This is a genomic window from uncultured Spongiibacter sp. (assembly GCF_964011655.1).
GTDB classification, from domain to species: domain Bacteria; phylum Pseudomonadota; class Gammaproteobacteria; order Pseudomonadales; family Spongiibacteraceae; genus Spongiibacter; species Spongiibacter marinus.
The window spans coordinates 19,637-42,151 of sequence record NZ_CAXGPO010000025.1; the positions used below are offsets into that span (position 1 = coordinate 19,637).

Annotated in this window: 23 protein-coding genes and 1 pseudogene; 12 read left to right on the forward strand and 12 right to left on the reverse strand. The window is 56.7% G+C overall.

Annotation, left to right across the window (positions count from 1 at the left end; genetic code table 11):
• Nucleotides 1–28: 28 nt before the first annotated feature.
• The 7 genes from ABNS66_RS11370 (at nt 29) to yjgA (ending at nt 5,557) form a co-directional block, all read left to right on the forward strand.
• Nucleotides 29–1,522, forward strand: a complete 1,494-nt coding sequence (locus ABNS66_RS11370) for an RNA polymerase factor sigma-54 (protein WP_286839090.1) — start codon at nt 29–31, stop codon at nt 1,520–1,522.
• A gap of 69 nt (nt 1,523–1,591) precedes the next feature.
• Nucleotides 1,592–1,879, forward strand: coding sequence for a ribosome-associated translation inhibitor RaiA (gene raiA / locus ABNS66_RS11375; RefSeq protein ID WP_204997275.1), 288 nt, complete (start codon nt 1,592–1,594; stop codon nt 1,877–1,879).
• Nucleotides 1,880–1,908: 29 nt separating this feature from the next.
• Nucleotides 1,909–2,358 (forward strand): PTS IIA-like nitrogen regulatory protein PtsN, encoded by a 450-nt coding sequence (gene ptsN / locus ABNS66_RS11380; RefSeq protein ID WP_204997274.1) that lies wholly within the window; start codon nt 1,909–1,911, stop codon nt 2,356–2,358.
• A 2-nt stretch (nt 2,359–2,360) separates the two neighbouring features.
• Nucleotides 2,361–3,218, forward strand: coding sequence for an RNase adapter RapZ (gene rapZ, locus ABNS66_RS11385; protein ID WP_286839092.1), 858 nt, complete (start codon nt 2,361–2,363; stop codon nt 3,216–3,218).
• Between the two features lie 18 nt (nt 3,219–3,236).
• Nucleotides 3,237–3,506 (forward strand): HPr family phosphocarrier protein, encoded by a 270-nt coding sequence (locus ABNS66_RS11390; protein WP_027874573.1) that lies wholly within the window; start codon nt 3,237–3,239, stop codon nt 3,504–3,506.
• A 130-nt stretch (nt 3,507–3,636) separates the two neighbouring features.
• Complete coding sequence (gene mgtE, locus ABNS66_RS11395) at nt 3,637–4,995, forward strand: magnesium transporter (protein WP_027874574.1); 1,359 nt, start codon at nt 3,637–3,639, stop codon at nt 4,993–4,995.
• A gap of 37 nt (nt 4,996–5,032) precedes the next feature.
• On the forward strand, nt 5,033–5,557 hold the full coding sequence (gene yjgA, locus ABNS66_RS11400; protein ID WP_286839096.1) for a ribosome biogenesis factor YjgA: 525 nt from the start codon (nt 5,033–5,035) through the stop codon (nt 5,555–5,557).
• A gap of 2 nt (nt 5,558–5,559) precedes the next feature.
• On the opposite strand, the gene ABNS66_RS11405 is transcribed toward yjgA, so the two are convergent.
• From ABNS66_RS11405 to ABNS66_RS11435, 7 genes are all read right to left on the reverse strand, one after another.
• The gene (locus ABNS66_RS11405) at nt 5,560–6,366 is read right to left on the reverse strand and encodes a carbon-nitrogen hydrolase family protein (RefSeq protein WP_286839097.1); all 807 of its coding nucleotides are present in this window, start codon (nt 6,364–6,366) and stop codon (nt 5,560–5,562) included.
• The gene (locus ABNS66_RS11410; protein WP_286839100.1) at nt 6,363–10,175 is read right to left on the reverse strand and encodes a YhdP family protein; all 3,813 of its coding nucleotides are present in this window, start codon (nt 10,173–10,175) and stop codon (nt 6,363–6,365) included. Before ABNS66_RS11410 ends, ABNS66_RS11405 begins: the two co-directional genes overlap by 4 nt.
• Before the next feature lie 33 nt (nt 10,176–10,208).
• The gene (gene rng, locus ABNS66_RS11415) at nt 10,209–11,684 is read right to left on the reverse strand and encodes a ribonuclease G (protein ID WP_286839102.1); all 1,476 of its coding nucleotides are present in this window, start codon (nt 11,682–11,684) and stop codon (nt 10,209–10,211) included.
• Nucleotides 11,685–11,688: 4 nt separating this feature from the next.
• On the reverse strand, nt 11,689–12,270 hold the full coding sequence (locus ABNS66_RS11420; protein WP_286839103.1) for a Maf family protein: 582 nt from the start codon (nt 12,268–12,270) through the stop codon (nt 11,689–11,691).
• A gap of 1 nt (nt 12,271) precedes the next feature.
• A complete protein-coding gene (gene mreD / locus ABNS66_RS11425; RefSeq protein WP_204997268.1) occupies nt 12,272–12,757 on the reverse strand; it encodes a rod shape-determining protein MreD in 486 nt (161 codons plus the stop codon).
• A 3-nt stretch (nt 12,758–12,760) separates the two neighbouring features.
• Entirely contained in the window at nt 12,761–13,594 is an 834-nt protein-coding gene (mreC, locus tag ABNS66_RS11430; protein WP_204997318.1) for a rod shape-determining protein MreC, read from the reverse strand.
• A 71-nt stretch (nt 13,595–13,665) separates the two neighbouring features.
• On the reverse strand, nt 13,666–14,703 hold the full coding sequence (locus ABNS66_RS11435) for a rod shape-determining protein (protein ID WP_027874581.1): 1,038 nt from the start codon (nt 14,701–14,703) through the stop codon (nt 13,666–13,668).
• 249 nt (nt 14,704–14,952) lie between these two features.
• On the opposite strand from ABNS66_RS11435, the gene gatC reads away from it, so the two are divergent.
• The 4 genes from gatC to ABNS66_RS11455 are packed head-to-tail and all read left to right on the forward strand — an operon-like array spanning nt 14,953 to nt 18,518.
• Nucleotides 14,953–15,240, forward strand: coding sequence for an Asp-tRNA(Asn)/Glu-tRNA(Gln) amidotransferase subunit GatC (gene gatC / locus ABNS66_RS11440; protein WP_286693841.1), 288 nt, complete (start codon nt 14,953–14,955; stop codon nt 15,238–15,240).
• Between the two features lie 39 nt (nt 15,241–15,279).
• Nucleotides 15,280–16,734, forward strand: coding sequence for an Asp-tRNA(Asn)/Glu-tRNA(Gln) amidotransferase subunit GatA (gene gatA / locus ABNS66_RS11445; RefSeq protein WP_204997266.1), 1,455 nt, complete (start codon nt 15,280–15,282; stop codon nt 16,732–16,734).
• Nucleotides 16,735–16,746: 12 nt separating this feature from the next.
• Nucleotides 16,747–18,195, forward strand: coding sequence for an Asp-tRNA(Asn)/Glu-tRNA(Gln) amidotransferase subunit GatB (gatB, locus tag ABNS66_RS11450; RefSeq protein WP_286839106.1), 1,449 nt, complete (start codon nt 16,747–16,749; stop codon nt 18,193–18,195).
• A gap of 29 nt (nt 18,196–18,224) precedes the next feature.
• Entirely contained in the window at nt 18,225–18,518 is a 294-nt protein-coding gene (locus tag ABNS66_RS11455; RefSeq protein ID WP_204997264.1) for a PA4642 family protein, read from the forward strand.
• Nucleotides 18,519–18,534: 16 nt separating this feature from the next.
• On the opposite strand, the gene smrA is transcribed toward ABNS66_RS11455, so the two are convergent.
• From smrA to ABNS66_RS11470, 3 genes are all read right to left on the reverse strand, one after another.
• Entirely contained in the window at nt 18,535–19,110 is a 576-nt protein-coding gene (gene smrA / locus ABNS66_RS11460; RefSeq protein ID WP_204997263.1) for a DNA endonuclease SmrA, read from the reverse strand.
• Nucleotides 19,111–19,375: 265 nt separating this feature from the next.
• Complete coding sequence (locus ABNS66_RS11465) at nt 19,376–19,732, reverse strand: hypothetical protein (RefSeq protein ID WP_286839111.1); 357 nt, start codon at nt 19,730–19,732, stop codon at nt 19,376–19,378.
• Nucleotides 19,732–19,989 (reverse strand): hypothetical protein, encoded by a 258-nt coding sequence (locus tag ABNS66_RS11470; RefSeq protein ID WP_204997260.1) that lies wholly within the window; start codon nt 19,987–19,989, stop codon nt 19,732–19,734. Before ABNS66_RS11470 ends, ABNS66_RS11465 begins: the two co-directional genes overlap by 1 nt.
• A 153-nt stretch (nt 19,990–20,142) precedes the next feature.
• Here ABNS66_RS11470 and cysZ point away from each other — a divergent pair, with 153 nt between their 5' ends.
• A complete protein-coding gene (gene cysZ, locus ABNS66_RS11475) occupies nt 20,143–20,886 on the forward strand; it encodes a sulfate transporter CysZ (RefSeq protein WP_204997259.1) in 744 nt (247 codons plus the stop codon).
• A gap of 5 nt (nt 20,887–20,891) precedes the next feature.
• Here the strand turns inward: cysZ and rhlB are convergent, their stop codons facing one another.
• Nucleotides 20,892–22,079, reverse strand: a complete 1,188-nt coding sequence (rhlB, locus tag ABNS66_RS11480; RefSeq protein ID WP_286693908.1) for an ATP-dependent RNA helicase RhlB — start codon at nt 22,077–22,079, stop codon at nt 20,892–20,894.
• Between the two features lie 246 nt (nt 22,080–22,325).
• Nucleotides 22,326–22,515: pseudogene (locus ABNS66_RS11485) on the reverse strand (TonB system transport protein TonB); the annotation flags it as partial.

Here is a 22,515-nt window from a genome sequence, read left to right on the forward strand (position 1 = left end):
GGTATGGTTGTAGTAGAAGTCATTGCCTATGAAACAATCGCTCCAGCTAAAAGTCGGTCAGCAGCTGACCATGACGCCCCAGCTGCAACAGGCGATTCGTTTATTACAGCTCTCCACCCTCGACCTTCAACAGGAAATTCAGTCGGCACTGGACTCCAACCCCCTGCTGGAAGTAGAGGAAGACAGCGACAGCCCGGAACCCCAGAGCAGCAACAGCCAGAGCGAAAGTAACGCCAATGAGGCTGACAGCAAAACGACCTCTGCTGAGGAGGCGCCCAGCAACGACGCTGACAGTGAATGGGCCGAGCGCAGCGACATCCCCGAAGATTTGCCGGTAGACAGCCAGTGGGAAGACGTCTACCAAAGCTCCGCACCTAGCTCCTCCACGGCCGGTAGCGCCGACGACGACTACAACAATGACTATCGCCACGGCAGCTCAGAGTCGCTCCAGGACCACCTGCGCTGGCAACTCAACCTCAGCCGGCTTTCAGAACTTGATCGCATCGTCGCTGATGCCATCATCGACGCGATCGATGAAAAAGGGCGGCTCACCGTCAGCCCCGAAGAGCTGGTGGACGCCTTCGACGACGACGATATCGAAATAGAAGAAGTGAATGCCGTCCTTCACCTCATCCAGCAGTTTGACCCCCCAGGTGTTGGCGGCCAGGACCTTCAAGAATGCTTGCTGATTCAACTTCGACAGCTCTCCCCAGACACCCCATACCTGACTGAAGCGCTGCAGATTGTCGAGCAGCATATGCCGCAGCTCGGCAACCGTGATTACAACCAAATCATGCGCCGCTGCCGGCTAAAAGAAGACCAACTGCGCGACACCCTGGCACTCATTCAAACGCTGAACCCCACTCCTGGTGACTGCGTGGGTAACGACGAAACGGAGTATGTGGTACCAGACGTATTCGTCAGCAAAAAAGAAGGCCGCTGGCTGGTTGAGTTAAACCCGGACATCGCCCCGAAAATACAAATTAACAGCCACTACGCATCGCTAGCCAAAGACAGCGGCACCAGCAGCGACAAAGACTATATTCGCGACAACCTCCAGGAAGCGCGCTGGTTCATTAAAAGTCTGCAGAGCCGCAACGAAACACTGATGAAAGTCGCCACCAAGATTGTTGAGTACCAGCGCGGATTCCTGGAGTACGGCGACGAAGCGATGAAACCGCTAGTGCTCCACGATATCGCCGATGCAGTGAGCATGCATGAATCGACGATCTCACGGGTTACCACGCAAAAATATATGCATACCCCGAGAGGCATCTACGAACTCAAATATTTTTTCTCCAGCCACGTCTCGACCGATACCGGAGGAGAATGCTCCTCCACGGCGATTCGTGCACTAATCAAAAAATTAATTGCCGCAGAAAATCCCAAAAAACCGCTAAGCGACAGCAAAATCACCCAACTGTTGGCCGAGCAAGGCATCAAAGTTGCCCGGCGAACCATTGCAAAGTACAGGGAATCACTAGTCATTCCGCCCTCTAACGAACGGAAAAGACTGGTCTAATAAGGCCCCAAAAGGCCCAAACAACGCGCCGGGAGGCGCCGGATGTTCTCAGCGATGAAGGAGCAAGATATGCAAATAACCGTCAGTGGTCACCATGTTGAAGTTACCCCGGCACTTCGCGATTACGTCAACAACAAACTCGCCAAGCTGCAACGGCACTTCGACAATATCACCAATACCGACGTTACCTTGTCAGTAGAAAAGCTGGTTCAAAAAGCTGAAGCCACCGTACATGTGGCTGGCGCCGATCTGTTCGCCACCTGTGAATCAGAGGATATGTACGCGGCCATCGACAGCCTCACCGACAAGCTCGATCGCCAGCTTATTAAACACAAGGAGAAAAACCTGGGCCACTAAAGGCCCGGGGATGTTCCGGAAACGTAAACATGACCCTTGATTCAATACTCAGCCCCGGACGTACCCACTGCGGTACGTCTGTGGGCAGCAAGAAACGCCTACTGGAACAAATTTCTATTTTTGTCAGTGAGGATAATGCGCAATTCAACGCCGACGAACTGTTCAACGAACTGCTCGCCCGCGAGCGACTCGGAAGCACAGGTATCGGGCACGGGGTTGCGATTCCCCACTGTCGCAGCCAGCAGTGCACCGAAATTACCGGCATGCTGCTTAAACTTGCCGAGCCTATCGACTTCGAAGCGATAGACGATCAACCCGTGGACTTAGTGTTTGCGTTGATCGTTCCTGCCGAAGCACACGACGAACACATTAAAGTGTTGGCAAGCTTGGCCAACGCCTTCAACGATGACGCTTTCCGCCAGCAGCTTCGCAGCGCAGACAGCGACAGCAGTCTTTATGAACGTGCGGTAGCGAGCTAGGCGTGAAGCTTATTATTCTCAGCGGCCGCTCAGGTTCGGGCAAAAGCACGGCGCTGCACCAGCTCGAAGACGAAGGTTTCTACGCCATCGACAACCTGCCGGTGTCACTGCTACCCGCACTCGTTACCGAACTCTCTCAAAGCACACTGAAAGTTCATCAGCAGGTTGCTGTCTGTATCGATGCGAGAAACTCACAAACGGAGCTCGCCCGCTTCCAAGAACTGTGCAAACAAGTTCGAAGCCTGGCCAGCTTGCGTATTCTTTTTTTGGATGCCAGCGACGACAAGCTCATTAAGCGTTTTAGCGAGACCCGTCGACGGCATCCACTGAGCACCGACTCCCAGCCGCTTAGCGACGCGATAAAGCAAGAGTCTGCGCTGTTGGAGCCCATTGTCGCCGAGGCATCGCTGACCATAGATAGCAGCGACATGACTGTGCATCAATTGCGCGCCACCATACGTGACCGCGTTCTCGGCGTCGACGCTAGCCGCATGGCACTACAACTAAAGTCCTTCGGCTTTAAGCGCGGCCTACCCATTGATGCCGACCAGGTCTACGATCTGCGCATGCTCCCCAACCCTCACTGGGACGAGGCACTGCGCAGCCTCAGCGGCCGCGACGAGGCCGTTCAGCACTTCCTCGATGCCCAGCCGCAAGTCCAACAGATGTATAGCGACATACTCACTTACCTGCTGCGCTGGCTGCCTGAGATAGAATCTGCCGGTCGCAGCTACTTCACCATCGCGATCGGTTGCACGGGTGGACAACATCGCTCAGTATACATGGCCGAAAAGCTGGCTAAGGCGCTTCGCGACACCTGTCCTGGCCTGCAAGTTCGCCACCGCGAACTTCAGCACTAACCTGGGCTGGACAAGGCGATGCAAGAAATCCAAATTCCTATCATCAATAAACTCGGCCTTCACGCCCGTGCTGCGTCCAAATTCGTAACCACCAGCACCGCATTTGCCTCTCGCATTCAGGTGTCGGCGGGGCAGCAATGGGTCGACGGAAAAAGCATCATGTCGGTAATGATGCTCGCGGCCAGCAAAGGCATGACACTGCACATTCGCTGCGAAGGGGAAGACGAACAAGCAGCCCTGGACGCTCTCGTCGACTTGATCGAACGCCGCTTTGACGAAGGCGAATAAATCAAATACTGCGCATTTCAGCGCGATTTCGCCCGTCTGCAATTGTTGCCCAGCGAAGATTAAAGGATAATTCTCGCCACACTGTGTGACTGCTATCCAGCAGAAAGCCGAACGCAACGCAGAGAGCTATATGGCCCAAACCGCAGAAAAGCCCCAAGCTGAAAGCCGCCTAGAGCTACTGAATGAAGCTCTGGGCTCCGGCGCGTTTCTGCAAATTCGGCGTATGCTCAACGGCCTGCCTCCCGTCGATGCCGCCCACCTTATTGAGTCAACACCGCAAAAAGTACGGGGCGTGCTGTGGCAACTTGTCGATACCGAAAATGAGGGTGACATTCTCCAGCACCTGAGCGACGAGGTGCAGAGTCAGTTCCTGCGGCACATGGATGCCGAGGAAGTCGCCGCGATCACCGAGGGCCTCGAAACCGACGATATCGCCGATATACTCCAGCAACTTCCGGACCGCGTGATTCGCGAAGTGCTGGAGTCGATGGACCATCAAGACCGGGTGCGCGTCGAGCACATACTGTCCTACGACGAGGACAGTGCCGGTGGTCTGATGAACACCGACACCATCACTGTAAGGCCGAACATCACCCTGGATGTCGCGCTGCGTTACCTGCGGCGGCACGAAGAGCTTCCCGCAATGACCGATAGCCTGCTGGTCGTTAACCGTAATGACCAGTTCATTGGCTCACTGTCGCTGCGGAAACTGCTGGTCTCGGACCCCAGCGTTACCGTTCGTGAAATCATGGACACCGAAGTTGAGCCCATTGTGGCGTCCATGCCTGCGCGCGATGTTGCCAACCTCTTCGAGCGGCGGGACTGGGTCAGTGCCCCCGTGGTCGACGACAATCAATTGCTGCTTGGCCGAATCACCATCGATGACGTCGTCGATGTTATCCGCGAAGAGTCCGACCACTCACTGATGAGTATGGCCGGTCTGGATGAAGACGAAGACACCTTTGCATCGGTAATGACCACCGCGCCGCGCCGCGCCATTTGGCTCGGCATCAATTTGTTAACGGCCTTTATTGCCTCCGGTGTTATCAACCTTTTTGAAGGCACCATTGAAAAAGTCGTCGCACTGGCCGTACTTATGCCCATTGTCGCGAGCATGGGCGGTGTCGCCGGCACACAAACCTTAACCGTGGTGATTCGCGGGATGGCCCTTGGCCATATCAGCCGCAATAACAGTCGCTGGCTGATCAATCGAGAGGTTCTGGTAGGACTCATGAACGGGCTGCTGTGGGCACTCATTGTCGCGCTGGCCGCCAGTTACTGGTTTAACGACCCCTTAATCGGCGCCATTATCGCCGCCGCCATGGTAATTAACCTGATCACCGCATCACTGGCCGGCGCCATTTTGCCGCTGGTAATGAAGGCGCTGAACATCGATCCCGCGTTAGCTGGCGGCGTAGTGTTAACTACGGTTACCGATGTTGTCGGCTTTATGTCCTTCCTTGGATTAGCCACGTATTTTTACGCTTGAGTTCCACTCAAGCCAAGCCGATAGAGCAACCGTTATTGTGACCGATATAGACGATCAAGAACGCCCGAGTAAAACCGCACTGAAGCGCGAAATGGAAGCCCTGCAAAAACTGGGCAGTCGCCTCGTGGGCTTAAGCAATGCCGACTTGGCCCGGGTTCCCATCAACGATCCCGACCTTGAGGAAGCCATCGCCACGGCGCGGCGGATTAAGAGCCGCGAGGGGCTTCGCCGGCAAATGCAGTACATCGGCAAACTGATGCGCCGCATTGATGCCAGCGGCATTGAAGCCGCCCTGCTTGAACAGGAGCAAGGGCAAAAAGCATTGGCGCGACGCTTTCACGAGCTAGAGGACTTGCGAGACGATATGCTAGCCGCTGGCGTCAAGGGCGTCGACGCCGCACTACAACGTTTCCCCAATGCTGATCGACAGCGACTTCGCCAATTACTCATGCAAGCTGGCAAAGAAAAAACGGCGAATAAGCCGCCCGCAGCAGCGCGCAAGCTCTTTCGCTACCTGCGCGAACTTCAGCAAATTGCCAACGAAGAAGAAAGCCAGGCGTAAAACTAGAATCGCCGGTGTTGCGACACTGGCATTTCTTGACGCAGCGCTCGCTGCGCCGCCATGTCGATGTCAGCTGTCGCAATACCGGCGCCAAAGCCGAGTTCGGCGAGTACGCGCCCCCAGCTGTCAATCACGCAGGAACCTCCGGATGTCTCTCGGCGCGCGCTGTGAATACCGCCCTGATTTGCTGCAATAACCGCTACCTGATTTTCAATTGCACGCGCCCGCAGCAGTGGCAACCAATGCGCCAGCCCCGTGCGCCGCGTAAACGCCGCCGGTAGCGCCAACAATTCCATCCCGTCATCGAGCATCAGGCGAAACAACTCGGGAAAGCGCAGGTCGTAACAGACCGCTACGCCAAGCCGCCCCCAGGGGGTATCAATAACGCAGGGTCGCTCACCGGGAGCGTAGCGTTCCGACTCCCGGTAGCGTTGCTGTGCATCGCCAACGTCGGCATCAAACAAATGTAACTTGCGATAATCGGCGACACACTCACCACTGTCATTGAAGACCAGCGAGCTGGCATAACAACGACCATCCGCCGCAGGCAGTGGCAGCGTTCCCGCGACAATCCACATCCCCAAACGTTTAGCCTGCTCGGCCAGCCGCCCCCGTATCTCTGCGTGCTGCTCCCGGCAAGCCAATTCGGCCAGCGCTGAACCACTGTCAAAACAGGCAAAATTTTCTGGCAGCACCGCCAGCTGCACTCCCTGACGAGAGGCCTTCTCCAGATGCTCCAACGCGTCATTCAGGTTGACGCTCACCGCTGCGCCGGACACCATTTGCACCGCTGAGGCACGAAGACTCATGGCGCAACCTGCGATGGCATTTCTTGCCCCTTCAACTCAGTGGGTGAGACGTCAAAAATCTTTTTGAAGGAGAGTTCAGGCTGTTGAACAGTGCCCCGAATGTCATACACCGCACTGGAGAAGCTATCGACTTGCTCTTCGAACACTTTGGTTACCACATACGCTCCCGCAGCCGCCGGCAAGCCGCCAACCAGCGCCGCGACCCAGGGCAGGTTACTGCCAACAGGCAAGGTGGCGACCAGTCGCATATCTAAGGCCTCCGACACGAGGTCGATATTACCGCTCATCTGAAAACGGCTCGACGGCCCGCTAACTTCCAGTGGCTGGGTTAGCACCAATCGCTGCTGACCAAAGCCCAGTTCACCGCGCATGTCGTCAAAATGTACGCCTTTGCGGAAGACATCTCGAAAATCAAATTTCAAGCGGCGCACAATATTGGTCATATTAAAAATACCCAACACGCGCAATGCGCCACTGGCCGCATCTGAGGTCTTTAAAAACCGACCATTCTTTAAGGCGAATTTCACTCTTCCCTGACTCGCGCTCATCGCCCATTGGTCTGGTGAGCCTGGCCAGCTCACATTGATATCAAAGCCGCCGGAGCGCGTCTCTAGTGAGCGCTCATAACCGAGCGAGCTGAGCACTTTCCCCATGTCGCGAACCGCAAATTTACCCTTGAGCTGAGAGCCTCGGCGACCATTTTCCTGATACCACCAATGCAAGGCGTTTTGCCTGCTGGCGTCGCCCAGGTCGATGCCCAACACTTGCCCACGCAGGGCTAAGAAATGCGCGCCAAACAGGTCTGTGCGAAGGTCAAAACCGACACGGCCATAGTTTTTCTCGCCAATACTGAGTGATTCAATATCGACATCCAAGGCCGGAAACGACCTCGGATCAATATCGCCCAGATGTTCGGCAGCGGAGCCACTGCTGGCAAGGCTTGGCAGTGCGAGACGCTCCAGCATCAACACATAGGGGTCACCCAGCTGCGATGGCAGGGCAATATTCCCTGCTACCTCGTCACTGTCGACACGCAGCGTCCAATCCCCGCCTTCAGACCGGGCACTGATATTTGCGGAATGGAGGATTCGCCCAAGGACTTCCAGTTCATCGACCTTCAAGCGATCGACAAACACCGGGATTCCCCCTCCCGTCGTGGCAACAGGTTGCAGAGACTGCCATTCTAAATAATTGTCGAGGGCCAGCTGCCACTGATCCATGGCAGCAAACGCCAGCCCCCCACCAATACTCAACGCGCCCTCGCGCAACGGCGCTCGGTTGCCATCGCCCAGTGTCACGGAAATAGCGCCATCACGCTGGCGGTACTGCAAACGAAACAACTCAGAAAGCTCGACGCTGAGCGGTGCCCCTGAACCGGCAAAGGACTGATAAATCTTCAATGTCCGAGGCTCATCGGCGGCCTTGTATAGCGGCTGTGGCAATCGCACTTCCACTCCGCGCATCGCCGACTCGATTTCAATCCCAGGGCGCTTGCCACCCGCTTGCACATGCACATTCACATCTGTGCGCCCCTGCAAAAAACCGAGCGCAGGCTGCTGTAACCATGCGCGAACGGCAGCCATGTCCATTTTCCCGGACGCCTTCACATGGACGACGTCATCGCGCTGCTCTATGCGTCCTTGAATCGACTCCCCCAACACCGACGCCCGCAAGCCGGAACTATTCAAACCGCTATCACTGCGATACTGAAGGGGGCCACGGACGTTATTCAAGGACAAATTAACATCCGGCAAGGTAAGCTCTGACAGTGCTAAATCCGCGTGCACCGCCACCTCTGCATGCGGCTCACCGACTAACGGCATTGTCAGCGCGAAGCTGCTATCCACCACACCTTCCATGCGCCAGTCATTTAACACTCCCCCCGTCATTGCCCCGAGGGGGCTGCGCTTAAACAGGTCCTGAACAGCCGTCGCTTGCACACTAGCTGCGGTATTCACTGTTAGTACCGGGCCATCATGATCATCCAGGCGCACATCAACCCGTGGCAGCTGCATGCCCACGAAATTTCCCGCATACGCCGTGGCCCACACCTGCCCGTCATCGAGGTAGACCTGCGCCTGCTCAGAGGCAACCTCGGGCCACTCATCGTGAAAGACCAACGCCAACGCCCGCGTATCAAGCTTCAACTGCACCGTGCGCCCATCGTGGTCGCCACTGCGTAGCGACCCCCGGTATATAAATTCAGCCGTGGCTGCGCGGCCCGCGCGAATACTTTGATCCAACCAGCTCCGCAAGCCGGCATCCAGCACCTCGGGAACATAGGCCTTCGCCGACGCCAGCGGTAATTGCTGCGCCGCTATTGCCAGGGTCATTAGCGGTGGCTCTGGGGCCTCTTCTGACAGTGGCAGATCTAAACGCAGCAGGGCTGTTAGCGGTGCGTCTCCGTCTCGCGCCTGCAGCGGCGAGCTTCGCAGTACCAGCCGATCATTGTTCAACTGCCAATGTACCTCGCCGCTCATATTGTCGAGCGTGAAGGCCTGGGGGTATAAATTGGGAAACGCCAGGCTAAGCGTGTCGGTATCGATCACCGCGGTTCCGGTATTTTCATCGAGCTCCAGGTAGCCATTTACCCCCTCTGCACCCGGCGCCCCTTGCCAGGGCGCTAGCGCGACATTGGAAAGCTCACTTCGCAGCGAGAAGCTGGATGCTTCGCCGCGCTTAATATTCAAATGGAGGTTGTTAAGCCGCCCCGATGGTTGCAAGGTATCGAGGGTGTCCTGCAGGTCACGCTTCAGCACACCGCTGTCGCTCAGCAGCGCCGTACTTGCAGCCAAATCCAGCGCGGGCAGAGAAAATGTCCACGACACGGCGCCCTGATGGGTGAGCGACAGGCCCGCCAAATCCAACTGCTGGTCGCGCCACTTGGCCGAGAAATCGCTAAAGCCTATCTGCCAGAAGTCACCGCGGTGATGGCCGACAAACTCCATTGAGACATCGTGAAATTGTTCTGTCGACCCCCACAGAGCACCCGCCGCCAGGGTATCTGCCCGAATCGCCCCCTTTGCCACCATGCGGCGCCCCGCTTGCCAAGTCAGCCAAAGACGGCCGTCCACCGGGTTGTGAATAATCTGCTGATTGCGAAACAGGGGGGCGAGGGCTGAGAAGCGACTGTCGTCAAGCGATACAAATGCCGACGCCCGGAAATCGCGATCGCGCGGGTCACCATAGGCTTCGGCAATTAGGCGGATCTCGCCGGTTTGATCCGCACTCAGGCTGGCATAGCTACGCCGAAAATGCCCATCGCTCGACCAACTGAAGTCGCGACTGCGCACCGAGGTTTTGCTGCCATCAGCAAACATTAAGCTAACATCCAGGCTTTGCATGCTCGCCCGGCGCACCGCGAGTACAACATCGAGTAGCGTGTCTAAATTTGTCCCGCCACCGCCACCGGACATGCCGGGGATCGACCAGCGCCCGGCCTCATCTTGAAGTAAGTCGAGTTCAATATGACCCACACGCAGTTGCTTTAGGCGTGGACCAACACCGAGCAAACTGCCAATTGGATCGAGCACCACCTTGGCGCGGTCCAGCTTGATGGCACCGCCGCCAATATCCAGGCTTTCCACGCGCAACACCGGCGACAGCCCCGACCAACTCCCCGTCAGCGCCTCCGCCTGAAGTTCAATGCCAAGCGCCGCCTCAAGTTCGTTAAAAATTTCCGCTTGGTAACGCGACACCAAGCCGATGTACTGACGCCCCAAACTGGCGTAGAGCGCCAGTAGCACGAGTAGCAGCAGTGCTAAGCTCCAGACCAGAGCGTAGGCTCGTCGCAACAATCCCTGTAGCATCGCGATCAAGCCACTCGCGCTAAAACAGCGAATTTACAGCAGAACGACATCGAACTGTTCCTGGGTGTACATCGCCTCAACCTGAAAGCGAATACTGGCACCAATAAATTCTTCTAAATCGGCAACGCTGGCCGACTCCTCATCTAACAGGCGGTCGACCACCTCCTGCGAGGCCAGTACTAATAGGCTGTTACTTTCGTAGGCTCGGGCTTCGCGCAGTATTTCTCGGAACACCTCGTAACACACCGTCTCCGGCGACTTCAATGAGCCGCGGCCGTGGCAGTAGTGGCAGGTTTCACACAGCACGTGTTCCAGGCTCTCGCGAGTACGCTTGCGCGTCATCTCAACCAGGCCCAGCTCAGAGACCCCGGTAATACTGGTCTTCGCGTAATCCTTCTCCATCGCCCGTTCTAGCGCGCGCAATACCTGCCGACGGTGCTCAGCATCTTTCATATCGATAAAGTCGATAATAATAATGCCGCCCAAATTGCGCAGGCGAAGCTGGCGAGCCAGCGCTGCCGCCGCTTCGAGGTTCGTTTTAAATATGGTTTCTTCCAGGTTGCGATGACCGACAAATGCCCCGGTATTAATGTCGATGGTGGTCATCGCCTCGGTCTGGTCGATAATCAGGTAACCCCCGGACTTCAATTCAACCTTGCGGCCAAGGGCGCGCTGAATCTCGTCTTCAACGCTGTACAGGTCGAAAATCGGGCGTTCACCGGGGTAGTACTCCAGCTTAGAGCGAATCTCTGGCAGATAGTCTTTGGCAAACTCATCGACACGCTGGAAACTCTCCCGGGAATCGATGCGGATTTTTTCCAACCCGGGATGCACCAAATCACGCATTGTCCGCATAAACAGCGGCAGGTCTTCATAGATTACTGAGGGTGCCGTATCACGCTTCATACGACGCTCTACCGCCAGCCATAGCCGCCGCAAAAACGCGACATCCGCGCGCAGTTCATCCTCGCCCGCCCCTTCGGCAGCGGTGCGCAGAATGTAGCCATCCGTCAGTACTAAAGGCTCATCGTCATCGCCGTCCCGCAGGATGCTCTCCATCAAATCTCGCAGGCGCTGCCGCTCGTCTTCATCGTCAATGCGGTGAGACACACCGAGGTGGGACGCCCCTGGCATATAAACCAAGTACCGCGACGACACCGACAAGCGGGTACTCAAACGCGCCCCTTTGGTTCCCATAGGATCCTTGGTGACTTGAACGGTGAGCTGCTGACCCTCGCGGATTTTGCTGCGAATATCCGCGTGCTCACCGCCCTCTTGCTCAAGGGCGACAATATCTGAGGCGTGAATAAAACTGGTTCGCTCCAGGCCCACTTCAACAAACGCCGCCTGCATGCCGGGCAGCACTCTTACGACCTTGCCTTGGTAGATATTTCCAACAATGCCTTTAGAGCGGGTACGTTCGATATAGACTTCCTGCAACACCCCGTTTTCAACGACCGCAACCCGCGTTTCAACCGGCGTTACGTTAATCAGTATTTCTTCGCTCATGGTTTCACTCTGCCAATGCTGTCGGGGGTTCTATACCCACCTCGCGCAGCGCTTTACGGGTCTCGTATAGCGGTAGCCCTACCACCCCACTGTAACTGCCATTGATACGCTGAACAAACTGTGCGGCACGCCCCTGTATAGCATAGCTGCCCGCTTTGTCATCGGCCTCTCCGCTGGCGAGATAATCATTGATATCGCGATTGCTCAAGGGGCCAAAAAATACCTCTGTTGCCACTAACTCAGCGTGCTGCACACCACCTTGCGACACCGCTATTGCGCTGAGCACTCGGTGACCGCGATCACTTAAGGCGCGCAACATCTTTGCGGCCTCCGCGCGGTTGCCAGGTTTGCCGAGAATACGTCCGTCGAGGTCAATGGCAGTATCGGCAGCCAATACCACTGCCGCGGGGTAGCGCTGCGCAATCACATCGGCCTTTTCTTGCGCCATTCGCAGCACGTAGTCATCGGGGAGCTCTCCGAGGCGAACGCTCTCATCGATGTCGGCAGGGCAAATCTTTGCCGACAACCCCAACTGCCCCAGCAGGTCAGCGCGCCGCGGTGACGCAGAAGCAAGGATCAAGGTCATATCAGTAGGCCACAAACACACGCTGCAACCACGACATCATCGGGCGCAGGAAAAACCAAAGTAAGGCGGTGGAGAATACCGGCAGAAAAACCAACCAATGCGTCTGAGAAACGCCGTTTAAATTTTGCGCCCACTGATCGACAAGAATGCGGAACAACTCCAGCAGGGCAATCAGCGCCGCCTGCTTTCGCAAACTGAACATCCGCAGCTGTTGGTAGGATATTTGAATAATATAGGCGACGACGGCCAGCGAAAACGCATTCTGCCCCAACACCGTGCCAAGCAGAATATCCTGGATTATGCCGCCCAACCAGCACAGGGCAATTCCAACGTTTTCGGGCATTGCGAGCAGCCAGTATATCAACACCAGCATCAACCAGTCCGGCCGCAGCCAAGCCAGGCCAGCCGAGAGCGGCGCAATGGTAAGTACCAGTGCCACCAGCAAACTCACCGCGACAAAAATCAGCCCCTGAGCGTGAGAGTCCATGGCTTACTCCACCGCAATTTTGTCGCTAAATACCAGCAACACATTGCGACTGCGGTCGAGCTCTGCCAAGGGGCGTGCATTAATTTCAGCAAAGGGTTTACCCGGGTCGATGGCAACTCTGGTGACTTCGCCCACAGGGTAGCCTGAGGGGAAGCGGTCACCGAGGCCCGAGCTCACCAGCAAGTCCCCCACCTGGATATCTGTTGTCGCGGCAACATGGGCAACACTTAGCTCGTCGATACGACCACTACCCTCGGCCACCGCGCGCAGACCATTGCGGCTGATTCGCACGGGAATAGCGTGGGCACTGTCGGTAATCAGCAACACCCGACTGTGGTAGACGCCCACGTCGACAATCTGCCCCAGCAGGCCCTTGGCATCGATCACCGGCTGACCGACAAAGGCATTGTCGCGGCTGCCCTTATCCACCACCAGCATATGCCGATTAGGGTCAGAGGCCACACCGACAACTTCGGCAACGACCACCGTATCTTTGACGCGCTCCGCCGAGTTCATCAGCTCACGCAAGCGCACGTTTTCCGTACTGAGCTCGATATATTTCTGCAGTTTGGCGTTAAGAATCAGCGATTCGGCACGCAGGGCACGGTTTTCTTCAAGCAGGTCGCTGCGGCTACTAAACACGCCGCTAAACTGAGCACTCAAGCGAGAGGGCACATCGGCCAGCCAGTAAAACGGCGCGGCAACAACAGAAAGCTGGGTGCGAAGGGGGGCCATAGACTCCAGGCGGGCACCCAGAAGGATCAGGGCAAGCGCGAGGCCGCCCAAAAAGACAAGTCGACCGCCCGATGAGGGCGGCTTGGAGAATACCGGTTTAATTGCCGCGTCCTCCCTCTGCTGAACGCACGGTTACACGAGCACGCCTGTGGCGCAACGCCACAAGAGCATGCTTATTCAGCAGACAATATATCCAGGTGGTGACGATCAACCATTTCCAGTGCCTTACCACCGCCACGCGCAACACACGACAATGGGTCCTCAGCGATAATTACCGGCAACGCACTTTCATCGGCAATAAGCTGATCGATACCCGTCAGCAAGGCGCCACCGCCCGTCAGTACGATGCCGGTTTCCGCGATATCGGCAGCCAGTTCTGGCGGAGATTGCTCCAAAGCGCGCTTCACGCCCTGGGTAATTACCTGAAGAGGCTCTTGCAACGCTTCGAGAATTTCATCGCTATTCAGGGTGAAGCGACGGGGAATCCCCTCGGCCAGGTTGCGGCCGCGCACGTCAATTTCCCGCAGTTCGCTGCCGGGGTAGGCACAACCAATTTCTTGCTTAATGCGCTCGGCGGTCGCTTCGCCGATCAGGCTACCGTAGGTGCGTCGCACATGCGTGACAATGGCTTCGTCGAAGCGGTCACCACCAACACGCACCGAGTCGGAATACACAACGCCATTCAGAGAGATAATCGCAATTTCAGTGGTACCACCACCAATATCAACCACCATCGAGCCTGACGCTTCTTCAACTCGCAAACCGGCACCAATCGCGGCGGCCATTGGCTCCTCAATCAACCGCACCTCGCGGGCACCCGCACTGAGTACCGATTCGCGAATCGCCCGGCGCTCTACCTGCGTACTCTTACAGGGAATACTTACCAATACGCGGGGGCTGGGGCGAATAAAGCTGTTTTGATGGACCAGTTTAATAAAGTGCTGCAGCATCTTTTCCGTCACCTGAAAGTCGGCGATAACACCGTCTTTCAGAGGGCGAATAGCGGTGATGTTCCCCGGTGTTCTACCCAGCATGCGCTTGGCTTCAATCCCGACAGCCTCGACCGTTTTCTGGCCATTGTGCACACGGATCGCCACAACTGAAGGCTCGTCAAGCACGATGCCCTGGCCGCGAACATAGATGAGAGTATTGGCCGTTCCCAAATCGATCGACAGATCATTGGAAAACATCCCGCGGATACGTTTTAACATTTGCGATTATCACCTTATACGATTCTGCGAAGACCGAGAATCGGGCTGGCAGGGCCGAAAACGCGGCGCAAAAGGCAGCACTGACCCCTAGATTAAAAACTTTGCCACTCTATCAACGCCGGGGATTCAGGGCAAGGCGCAAGTATGATAAGTTTACGGGCTTTTCCCAACCGCGCTCCGCATCCGCTCTCGGCTTGCGAAGCGCGCGTTATCAGCGCAACACGCGCCACGAAGCCAACAGGGTGAACCATGAGTTTAGAACAGGGCGATATCGCCAAACTGGCAAGGCTGGCTCGAATTCGCATTAGCGAAGAAAGCAGCGAAGAGCTGCGCCAGCGAATCAGCGACATTCTCGGCATGATCGACACCATGCAGGCCGTCGACACTGACGCCGTAGATCCGATGGCCAACCCCCACGATGCAACACAGCGCCTGCGCGCAGACGTGGTCACCGAAGTTGACCAACGGGATGACTTTCAGCGCATCGCTCCCGCCACCGAAGACGGCCTCTACCTTGTTCCCAAGGTTATTGACTAGCCCCTAGCCGCAGCCCCTAATTTAAGAGTACTCGACACCATGCCCAGTCATACCGTTGCCGATCTTCTTCGAGGCCTCGCCGCCGGCGACTTTTCCAGCGAAGAAATCACCCAACAATACCTCGACGCCATTGCCGACCGCGACGGCCAAATCAACAGCTTTATTACCGTCACCCGCGAACAGGCCCTCGAACAGGCGCGCGCTGCCGACAACGCCAGGCAACGCGGCAACGCCGGAGCCTTGTGTGGATTGCCCATCGCCCACAAAGACATATTCTGCACCGAGGGCGTGCGCACCAGCTGCGCGTCGAAAATGCTCGACAATTTCATCGCGCCCTACAGCGCCACCGTGGTAAACAACATGGCCAGCGCCGGTGCCGTTATGCTCGGCAAAACAAACCTGGATGAGTTCGCCATGGGCTCGTCAAACGAAACCAGCTATTACGGCACTGTGCGCAACCCCTGGAATACCGATCGCGTCCCCGGCGGCTCCTCGGGCGGCAGTGCGGCGGCCATTGCGGCGGGCCTTGCTCCTGCGGCCACGGGCACCGACACCGGCGGTTCCATCCGCCAGCCAGCGGCGCTGTGCGGCCTTACTGGCCTAAAACCCACCTACGGACGAGTGTCGCGTTACGGCATGATCGCCTTCGCCTCCAGTCTTGACCAAGCGGGCCCGATGGCGCGCAGCGCCGAGGATTGCGCCCTGCTACTGCAAAGTATGGCGGGCTTCGACGAGCGCGACAGCACCAGCATGGATGTTCGCGTGGACGACTACGCCGGCGCCTTGGATCAGGATTTGCGCGGCCTGAAGATCGGCCTGCCCAAAGAGTATTTCAGCGCTGGTCTAGACCCCGCAATTGGCGACGCGGTGCATGCCGCACTGGAAGAGTACCGCAAAATGGGGGCGGAGACGGTTGAAATCAGCCTGCCCCACACCGAGCTGGCGGTACCGTGCTACTACGTCATTGCACCGGCCGAAGCGTCAACAAACTTGTCACGCTTTGACGGTGTGCGCTATGGCTACCGCTGCGAAAACCCCGCCGACCTCGACGACCTCTACACCCGCAGCCGCGAAGAGGGCTTTGGCGAGGAAGTAAAACGGCGCATATTGGTGGGCACCTACGCCCTGTCGGCGGGCTTTTACGATGCCTACTATCGCAAGGCACAGCAGATTCGCCGCCTGATTAAGCAGGATTTCACCGACGCCTTTAAGCAGGTAGACATTATCGCCGGCCCGACAACACCGAATCCGGCCTTTGGCATCGGTGAAAAAGTAAGCGACCCCGTGACGATGTACCTGGAAGACATCTACACCATTGCCGTCAATCTGGCGGGGCTACCTGCCCTCTCCATGCCCGTGGGCTTTGCCGGCGAGTTGCCTGCCGGCATGCAGCTGATCGGCCGAGACTTCGACGAGGGCCGCCTGCTGGCCGCCGCTCACCAGTATCAACAGCGCAGTGACTGGCACCTGCGTACCGCCCCAGACTGCGCGTAAGGAGAAGCCCAGATGCAATGGGAAGTTGTTATCGGGCTGGAGGTTCACGTCCAGCTCACCACCAAATCAAAGATTTTTTCCGGTGCCAGCACTGCCTTTGGCGCGACACCCAACAGCCAAGCCTGCGCGGTCGATCTGGCCCTGCCCGGCACCCTGCCCGTTCTCAATGAACAGGCCGTTAACGACGCGATTTTGTTCGGTTTAGCCATCGATGCCGATATTTGCCGCGATTCGGTATTTGAGCGCAAAAACTACTTTTATCCCGACCTGCCCAAAGGCTATCAAACCAGCCAGATGGACAAGCCGATTGTCGGCCACGGGGTGGTGGAAATTCGCCTGGAAGGTGGCAGCACACGCAATATCCGTGTTCACCACGCCCACCTCGAAGAGGATGCAGGAAAATCTCTGCACGAAGACTTCCACGGCATGTCTGGCATCGATCTCAACCGCGCCGGCACACCGCTGATAGAAATCGTCTCTGAGCCCGACCTACGCAGCGCCGAGGAAGCGGTTGCTTACCTGCGCAAGATTCACTCCATCGTTACTTATCTGGGTATCTCCGACGGCGATATGTCGCAGGGCTCAATGCGCTGCGACGCCAATGTTTCAGTGCGCCTAAAAGGCGAGGAAGAATATGGCACCCGCGCAGAGATCAAGAACATCAACTCCTTCCGCTTTGTCGAGCGCGCCATCAAAGTAGAAGCGCAGCGCCAAATCGACTTGATTGAGGACGGTGGCAAAGTCGTGCAGGAAACCCGCCTCTACGACAGCGACAAAAACGAAACCCGCTCCATGCGCAGCAAGGAAGAAGCCAACGACTACCGCTACTTCCCCTGCCCCGACCTGCTGCCGGTTCATATCGAGCAATCCTTGATCGATAGCCTGCAAAAACAAATGCCGGAGCTGCCAGACGCCAAACGCCAGCGTTTTGAAACGGAGTACGGTCTGTCGACCTACGACGCCAGCCTGCTAACCGCCGAGCGAAGCATTGCCGACTTCTTCGAAGCATGCAGCAAGGTCGCAGGCGACGCCAAACTCGCCGCCAACTGGGTCAAAGGTGAACTGTCCGCTGCCCTGAATCGCGAAGGCAAAGCACTAAAAGACAGCCCGGTCAGCGCAGAGCAGCTCGGCGGCCTGATAGTGCGCATACGCGACAACAGCATCTCTGGCAAAATCGCCAAGCAAGTATTCGAGGCGCTGTGGAACGGCGACGGCCAGAGTGCCGACGAGGTGATAGAAGCCAAGGGCTTGAAGCAGGTGTCTGATACCGGCGCACTAGAGGCAATGGTAGATGAGGTTATTGCCGCTAACCCCGCTCAAGTCGAGCAATACCGCGCCGCCGACGACGGCAAGCGCAAAAAGCTTATCGGCTTCTTTGTCGGGCAAATAATGAAGGCCTCCAAGGGGCAAGCGAACCCGGGAATGGTCAATCAACTTTTGAACAAAAAACTTAGCGATTAACACCGCCGCAAGGCACAACGGGATAAACAATGAAGAAAGACAAAGAAAAAGTATTAGATGAAGTGTGGACTGAGGACCGCGTGCGCGAGTTTCTCAACGTTGAAGCCAAAGCTGGCGTGGATGCAGACTTTCACCGCCTACTCAAAGCCTACCAGAGCATGCGCGCGGACGACTTTGAATTATTCATCGGTATGTTTTTGGAAGCCGGCGGCAATATCAACGCGGTAGATAGCGCGCAGCGCAGCGTACTAAGCTATGCCAAAGAACACCGCAACAGCGATGACTACATTGCGGCGCTGGAGAAGCACGGCGCCAGCCTGTAACGGCCGCGCAACGCCATCAAACACTGCGACCGCGCGTTAGCCGGTCGCGGTTTTCCTGTTTTTTCCTCTCGCTTTTACGCAGCAACACATAAACCGCCCCTGCTCCGCCATGCTGTGGCTGTGCACTACAAAAAGCCTGTACATCGTCGATTTGCGGCAACCAATGGGCAACGTGTGACTTCAACAGAGCGACACCGCTGTGATTCCCCCGGCCATGCACGATAATTAAACTGCGCAAATCCATCGACATCGCATCGCGAATGAACTCAAAGACCTGCTGGCGCGCACGCGCTACCGACATTTTATGTAAATCCAGGCGTGCTTCCGCCTCATAGCGTGCCTGCTTGAGCTTGCGATAGACACCGTGCTGCACACCCTCGCGCCGGAAGTCCACCATATAATAGGGGTCTAGCAGCGGCACATCGTTGTCGGCCAAAAAATTCTTCACGCCCGGCTTGGCTTGCGCCGCCTCACGGCGGGCAGCAAACGACGGGGCATCGACGGCCGCTTTTTTGAGCGCCACCCGCGCTGGCTTCTGCAGGGGTTTTACCCCCGCCATTTCTTCAGCAAATAGCTTGTCGTCGTCGCTCATTATTCAACCTCACCCTCATGCCTCTTCGCAGCGAACTGAGGTATTATCCCGGGATGACTACCGATACCGCAAACGCCGGGGCATGCCCTCTGTGCGAGGGAGAAAATCAATGCGCCATCGCAAAGGGGGAAGCGCCCCAGCAATGCTGGTGCATGTCGGCAACACTTGACCCAGGCGCACTGCAACGTGCGGCAGCACTACCCGGTGAGCGCCGCTGCATATGCGCTGCCTGCGGGACAATCAAACACGCCCAGGGTGATGCTGGCTAATAGTCTGCCTGCAACGCCTCATAGCGTTTACAAGCCGCCGTTTCTTCGCCGCCATCTAAGGCCTCACAACTCTGCTTGGCCATAGAGCGCAAGCAGGCGACGGCAGGCCCGTGCAGAGGGTGACTGCGCGCCGCCGCGTCTGTAAATGGCTCTTTCATGCTATCGCACATCTGCATCAACTGCTGATCGACCAACGCGCGCATATCTGCACTAAGCTCCACACCGGCCATGCTCTGACGCGCGCACTGGCGGGCTTTTTCACACATTGCCATGGCCGCATCACTGAGTTCATCGGCGTGGACATTCGCGCCGCACGCAACCGCCAAGGTCAGGATCGCTATTGTTTTACGCATTAGCTTTCCTCCGCCACAACACGCACTTTGAGTTTACTGGTCCCAATACGCTCAACAACGCGCGCGTGGACCACCTCCGGCCCGGGAATCACATCGACTAAACTCAGCGCATCACCTTTTCGGTAGGTATTCGCGGTGCTACTCACCACAATTTCATCGCCCGGTGACAAACTGGCCAGCATTTTTACCTTGATCGGCTGCGCCGCATGCGCCACGCCAAGCAGTGCCATCAGCAGCACCATTACCCAAACTTTCATAATTTCCTCCTGACAGCCGTTGATTATTCTTCCCTGCCATTTAACGGGGAGTCTGCGCCCAGCGCAATAAGCAACTGTGCCGACTCGGCGCAATGCTTTGCAAGCTCGGATATCGGGCTTACCATAGCCTTTTTCATTGCAAGGATTTGCACTATGCCCCCTGCATTACTCAGCGGCCCACAGTATCTCCATCGCGGTTTTCAGCTGTTGCGCCTGCCCGGCATTCGCCTGTTTGTATTACTGCCGCTGCTCATCAACGTCGCGATTTTCGCTGCACTTAGCTATTTAACCATGTCCCGCTTCTCTCAGTGGATCGGCCAGTTAATTGGCTGGCTACCCGACTGGCTGGGCTTTTTGGAGTGGTTGCTGTGGCCCCTCGCCGTGATTCTTCTGCTGGCCATTGTGATGTATTTTTTCAGCACCATCGCCAATCTTATTGCCGCCCCTTTTAACGGGCTATTGGCTGAAAAGCTCGAAGAACACCTCTGCGGGGAAGAGGTGGCAGGCCGTGAAACCATTGCCCAAGCGCTAGCGAGCTTTCCGCGCAGTATCGGTCGTGAATGCCGCAAACTTCTCTACTATGCGGGCTTCGCCATCCTCACCCTAATAGCCAGTTTTATTATTTCGCCCCTGGCCCCGCTGCTTTGGTTCGCAATGAATGCCTGGATGATGGCCATTGAATATTGCGACTATCCAATGGACAACCACCGGCTCAGCTTTTCAGAAGCCCGTCGTCGGGTAGCCAGCCAACGCGGCACCAGCTTTAGCTTCGGCGCGTTGGTTATGCTGGGCACAATGATCCCCATCGTAAACTTAATCATTATGCCCGCCGCGGTATGCGGGGGCACGCTGATGTGGGTGGAAAGGCTGAAGGAAGGGGGAAATAAGCGCGCCTAGCGCGCTTATTTCAGCAGCTCTGCTGGCGGCTGCTCACAGGGCAGTTTCATGGCAAGCTCTGCTTCGATATCGGGCAGCAGGAAGGCGTCGTCTTCACAGGCAAAGCTGATCGACGTTCCCGTCGCGCCTGCGCGACCAGTGCGACCGATACGGTGCACATAATCGTCGGGCTCTTCAGGCAGGGTGTAATTCACCACGTGGCTAATACCCTTCACGTGAATACCCCGCCCCGCAACATCGGTGGCCACCAGGCAGTTAATCTCACCGTCTTTGAATTGTTGCAGTGTTCTGGAGCGCTTGTTCTGAGGGATTTCACCGGAAAGAATACCGCAGCGAATCCCCGCTTTGCGCAGTCGCTCGTGTAAGCGACGTGTTTCATCACGCCTATTTGCAAAGATAATGACGCTGTTCACGTCATCTTGCCTAACAATATTCAGCAGCAATTTGAACTTGTCGTGTGACTCAACGAGATACACTTTTTGGTCGACGGTATCTGTCGCCACCGACTCCGGCTCTATTTCAATTTTTACCGGATCTTCCGTCCACTGCTCAGTGAGGCGAATAATATCCTCAGTAAATGTGGCGCTGAACAGCAGGGTTTGTCGGTGGGTCTTTTTCGGGGTCAGACGCACAATGCGCTTCACCTGGGGGATAAAGCCCATATCCAGCATGCGGTCGGCTTCATCAATAACCAGCACTTCCACCTGATCCAGATACAAATCGCGACGACCCGAGAAATCCAATAGCCGGCCCGGCGTTGCGACCACGATATCGACGAGGTCACTATTGAGCCGCTCAAGCTGCTTTTGGTAATCCATGCCGCCGATCAACGTCACCACATTCAAACCGCAATGGGCACCCAGCTGGCGGGCATCTTCACCAATTTGCACAACCAATTCGCGGGTAGGGGCAATAACCAGCGCGCGGGGCTCACCGGCAAAACGCTCTTCTTCCACGGGGTTGTTGAGCAGATCGTTAAAAATGGTGATCAGAAACGCCGCGGTTTTACCGGTTCCGGTTTGCGCCTTACCGATAACATCGTTGCCGCGCAACGTGTGTGGCAGAGAAGCGGCTTGGATTGGGGAGCAGTACTGAAATCCGGCATCGGCAATACCGTGCATGAGGCGAACATCCAGCCCCAGGTCATGAAAGCGCGTTTTGCCCTCTGCTTCGGGTACAGCAAACTGCTCAATACGCCATTCTGGCTGGGGCTTTTTAGGGCGTTTTTGCCGTGGTTTATGCTGCGAGCGCCCGGTCGCTTTATTGCCGGGCTTGCTTTCTGAACCCGCTTTTTCCTGCTTATCGGTTTCTGCAGTCTGGGGTGCGGGCGAGGATGAAAATAACTTTCTTAACAAAATGATCTCTTCTTTTACTGTGACTCTGTGCAATATTCGACCATTCTAGCACCAAACACCCGCACTAAGGTTAATAAAGTCAGCTTAGCGCGAGGGCTTGGGGTCGTCTGAGCTGGCGTCCTGAACTGCTTGGTCACCCACGTCAGCATCGGGGGACCGGGGCTTCGGGTCGGGCATTGAGCCCTCGACGACCGGCGATGGATTTTTTGTCGAGACGCTCGGCTCTGGCTCTGGCTCTGGCTCTGGCTCTGGCTCTGGCTCTGGCTCTGGCTCT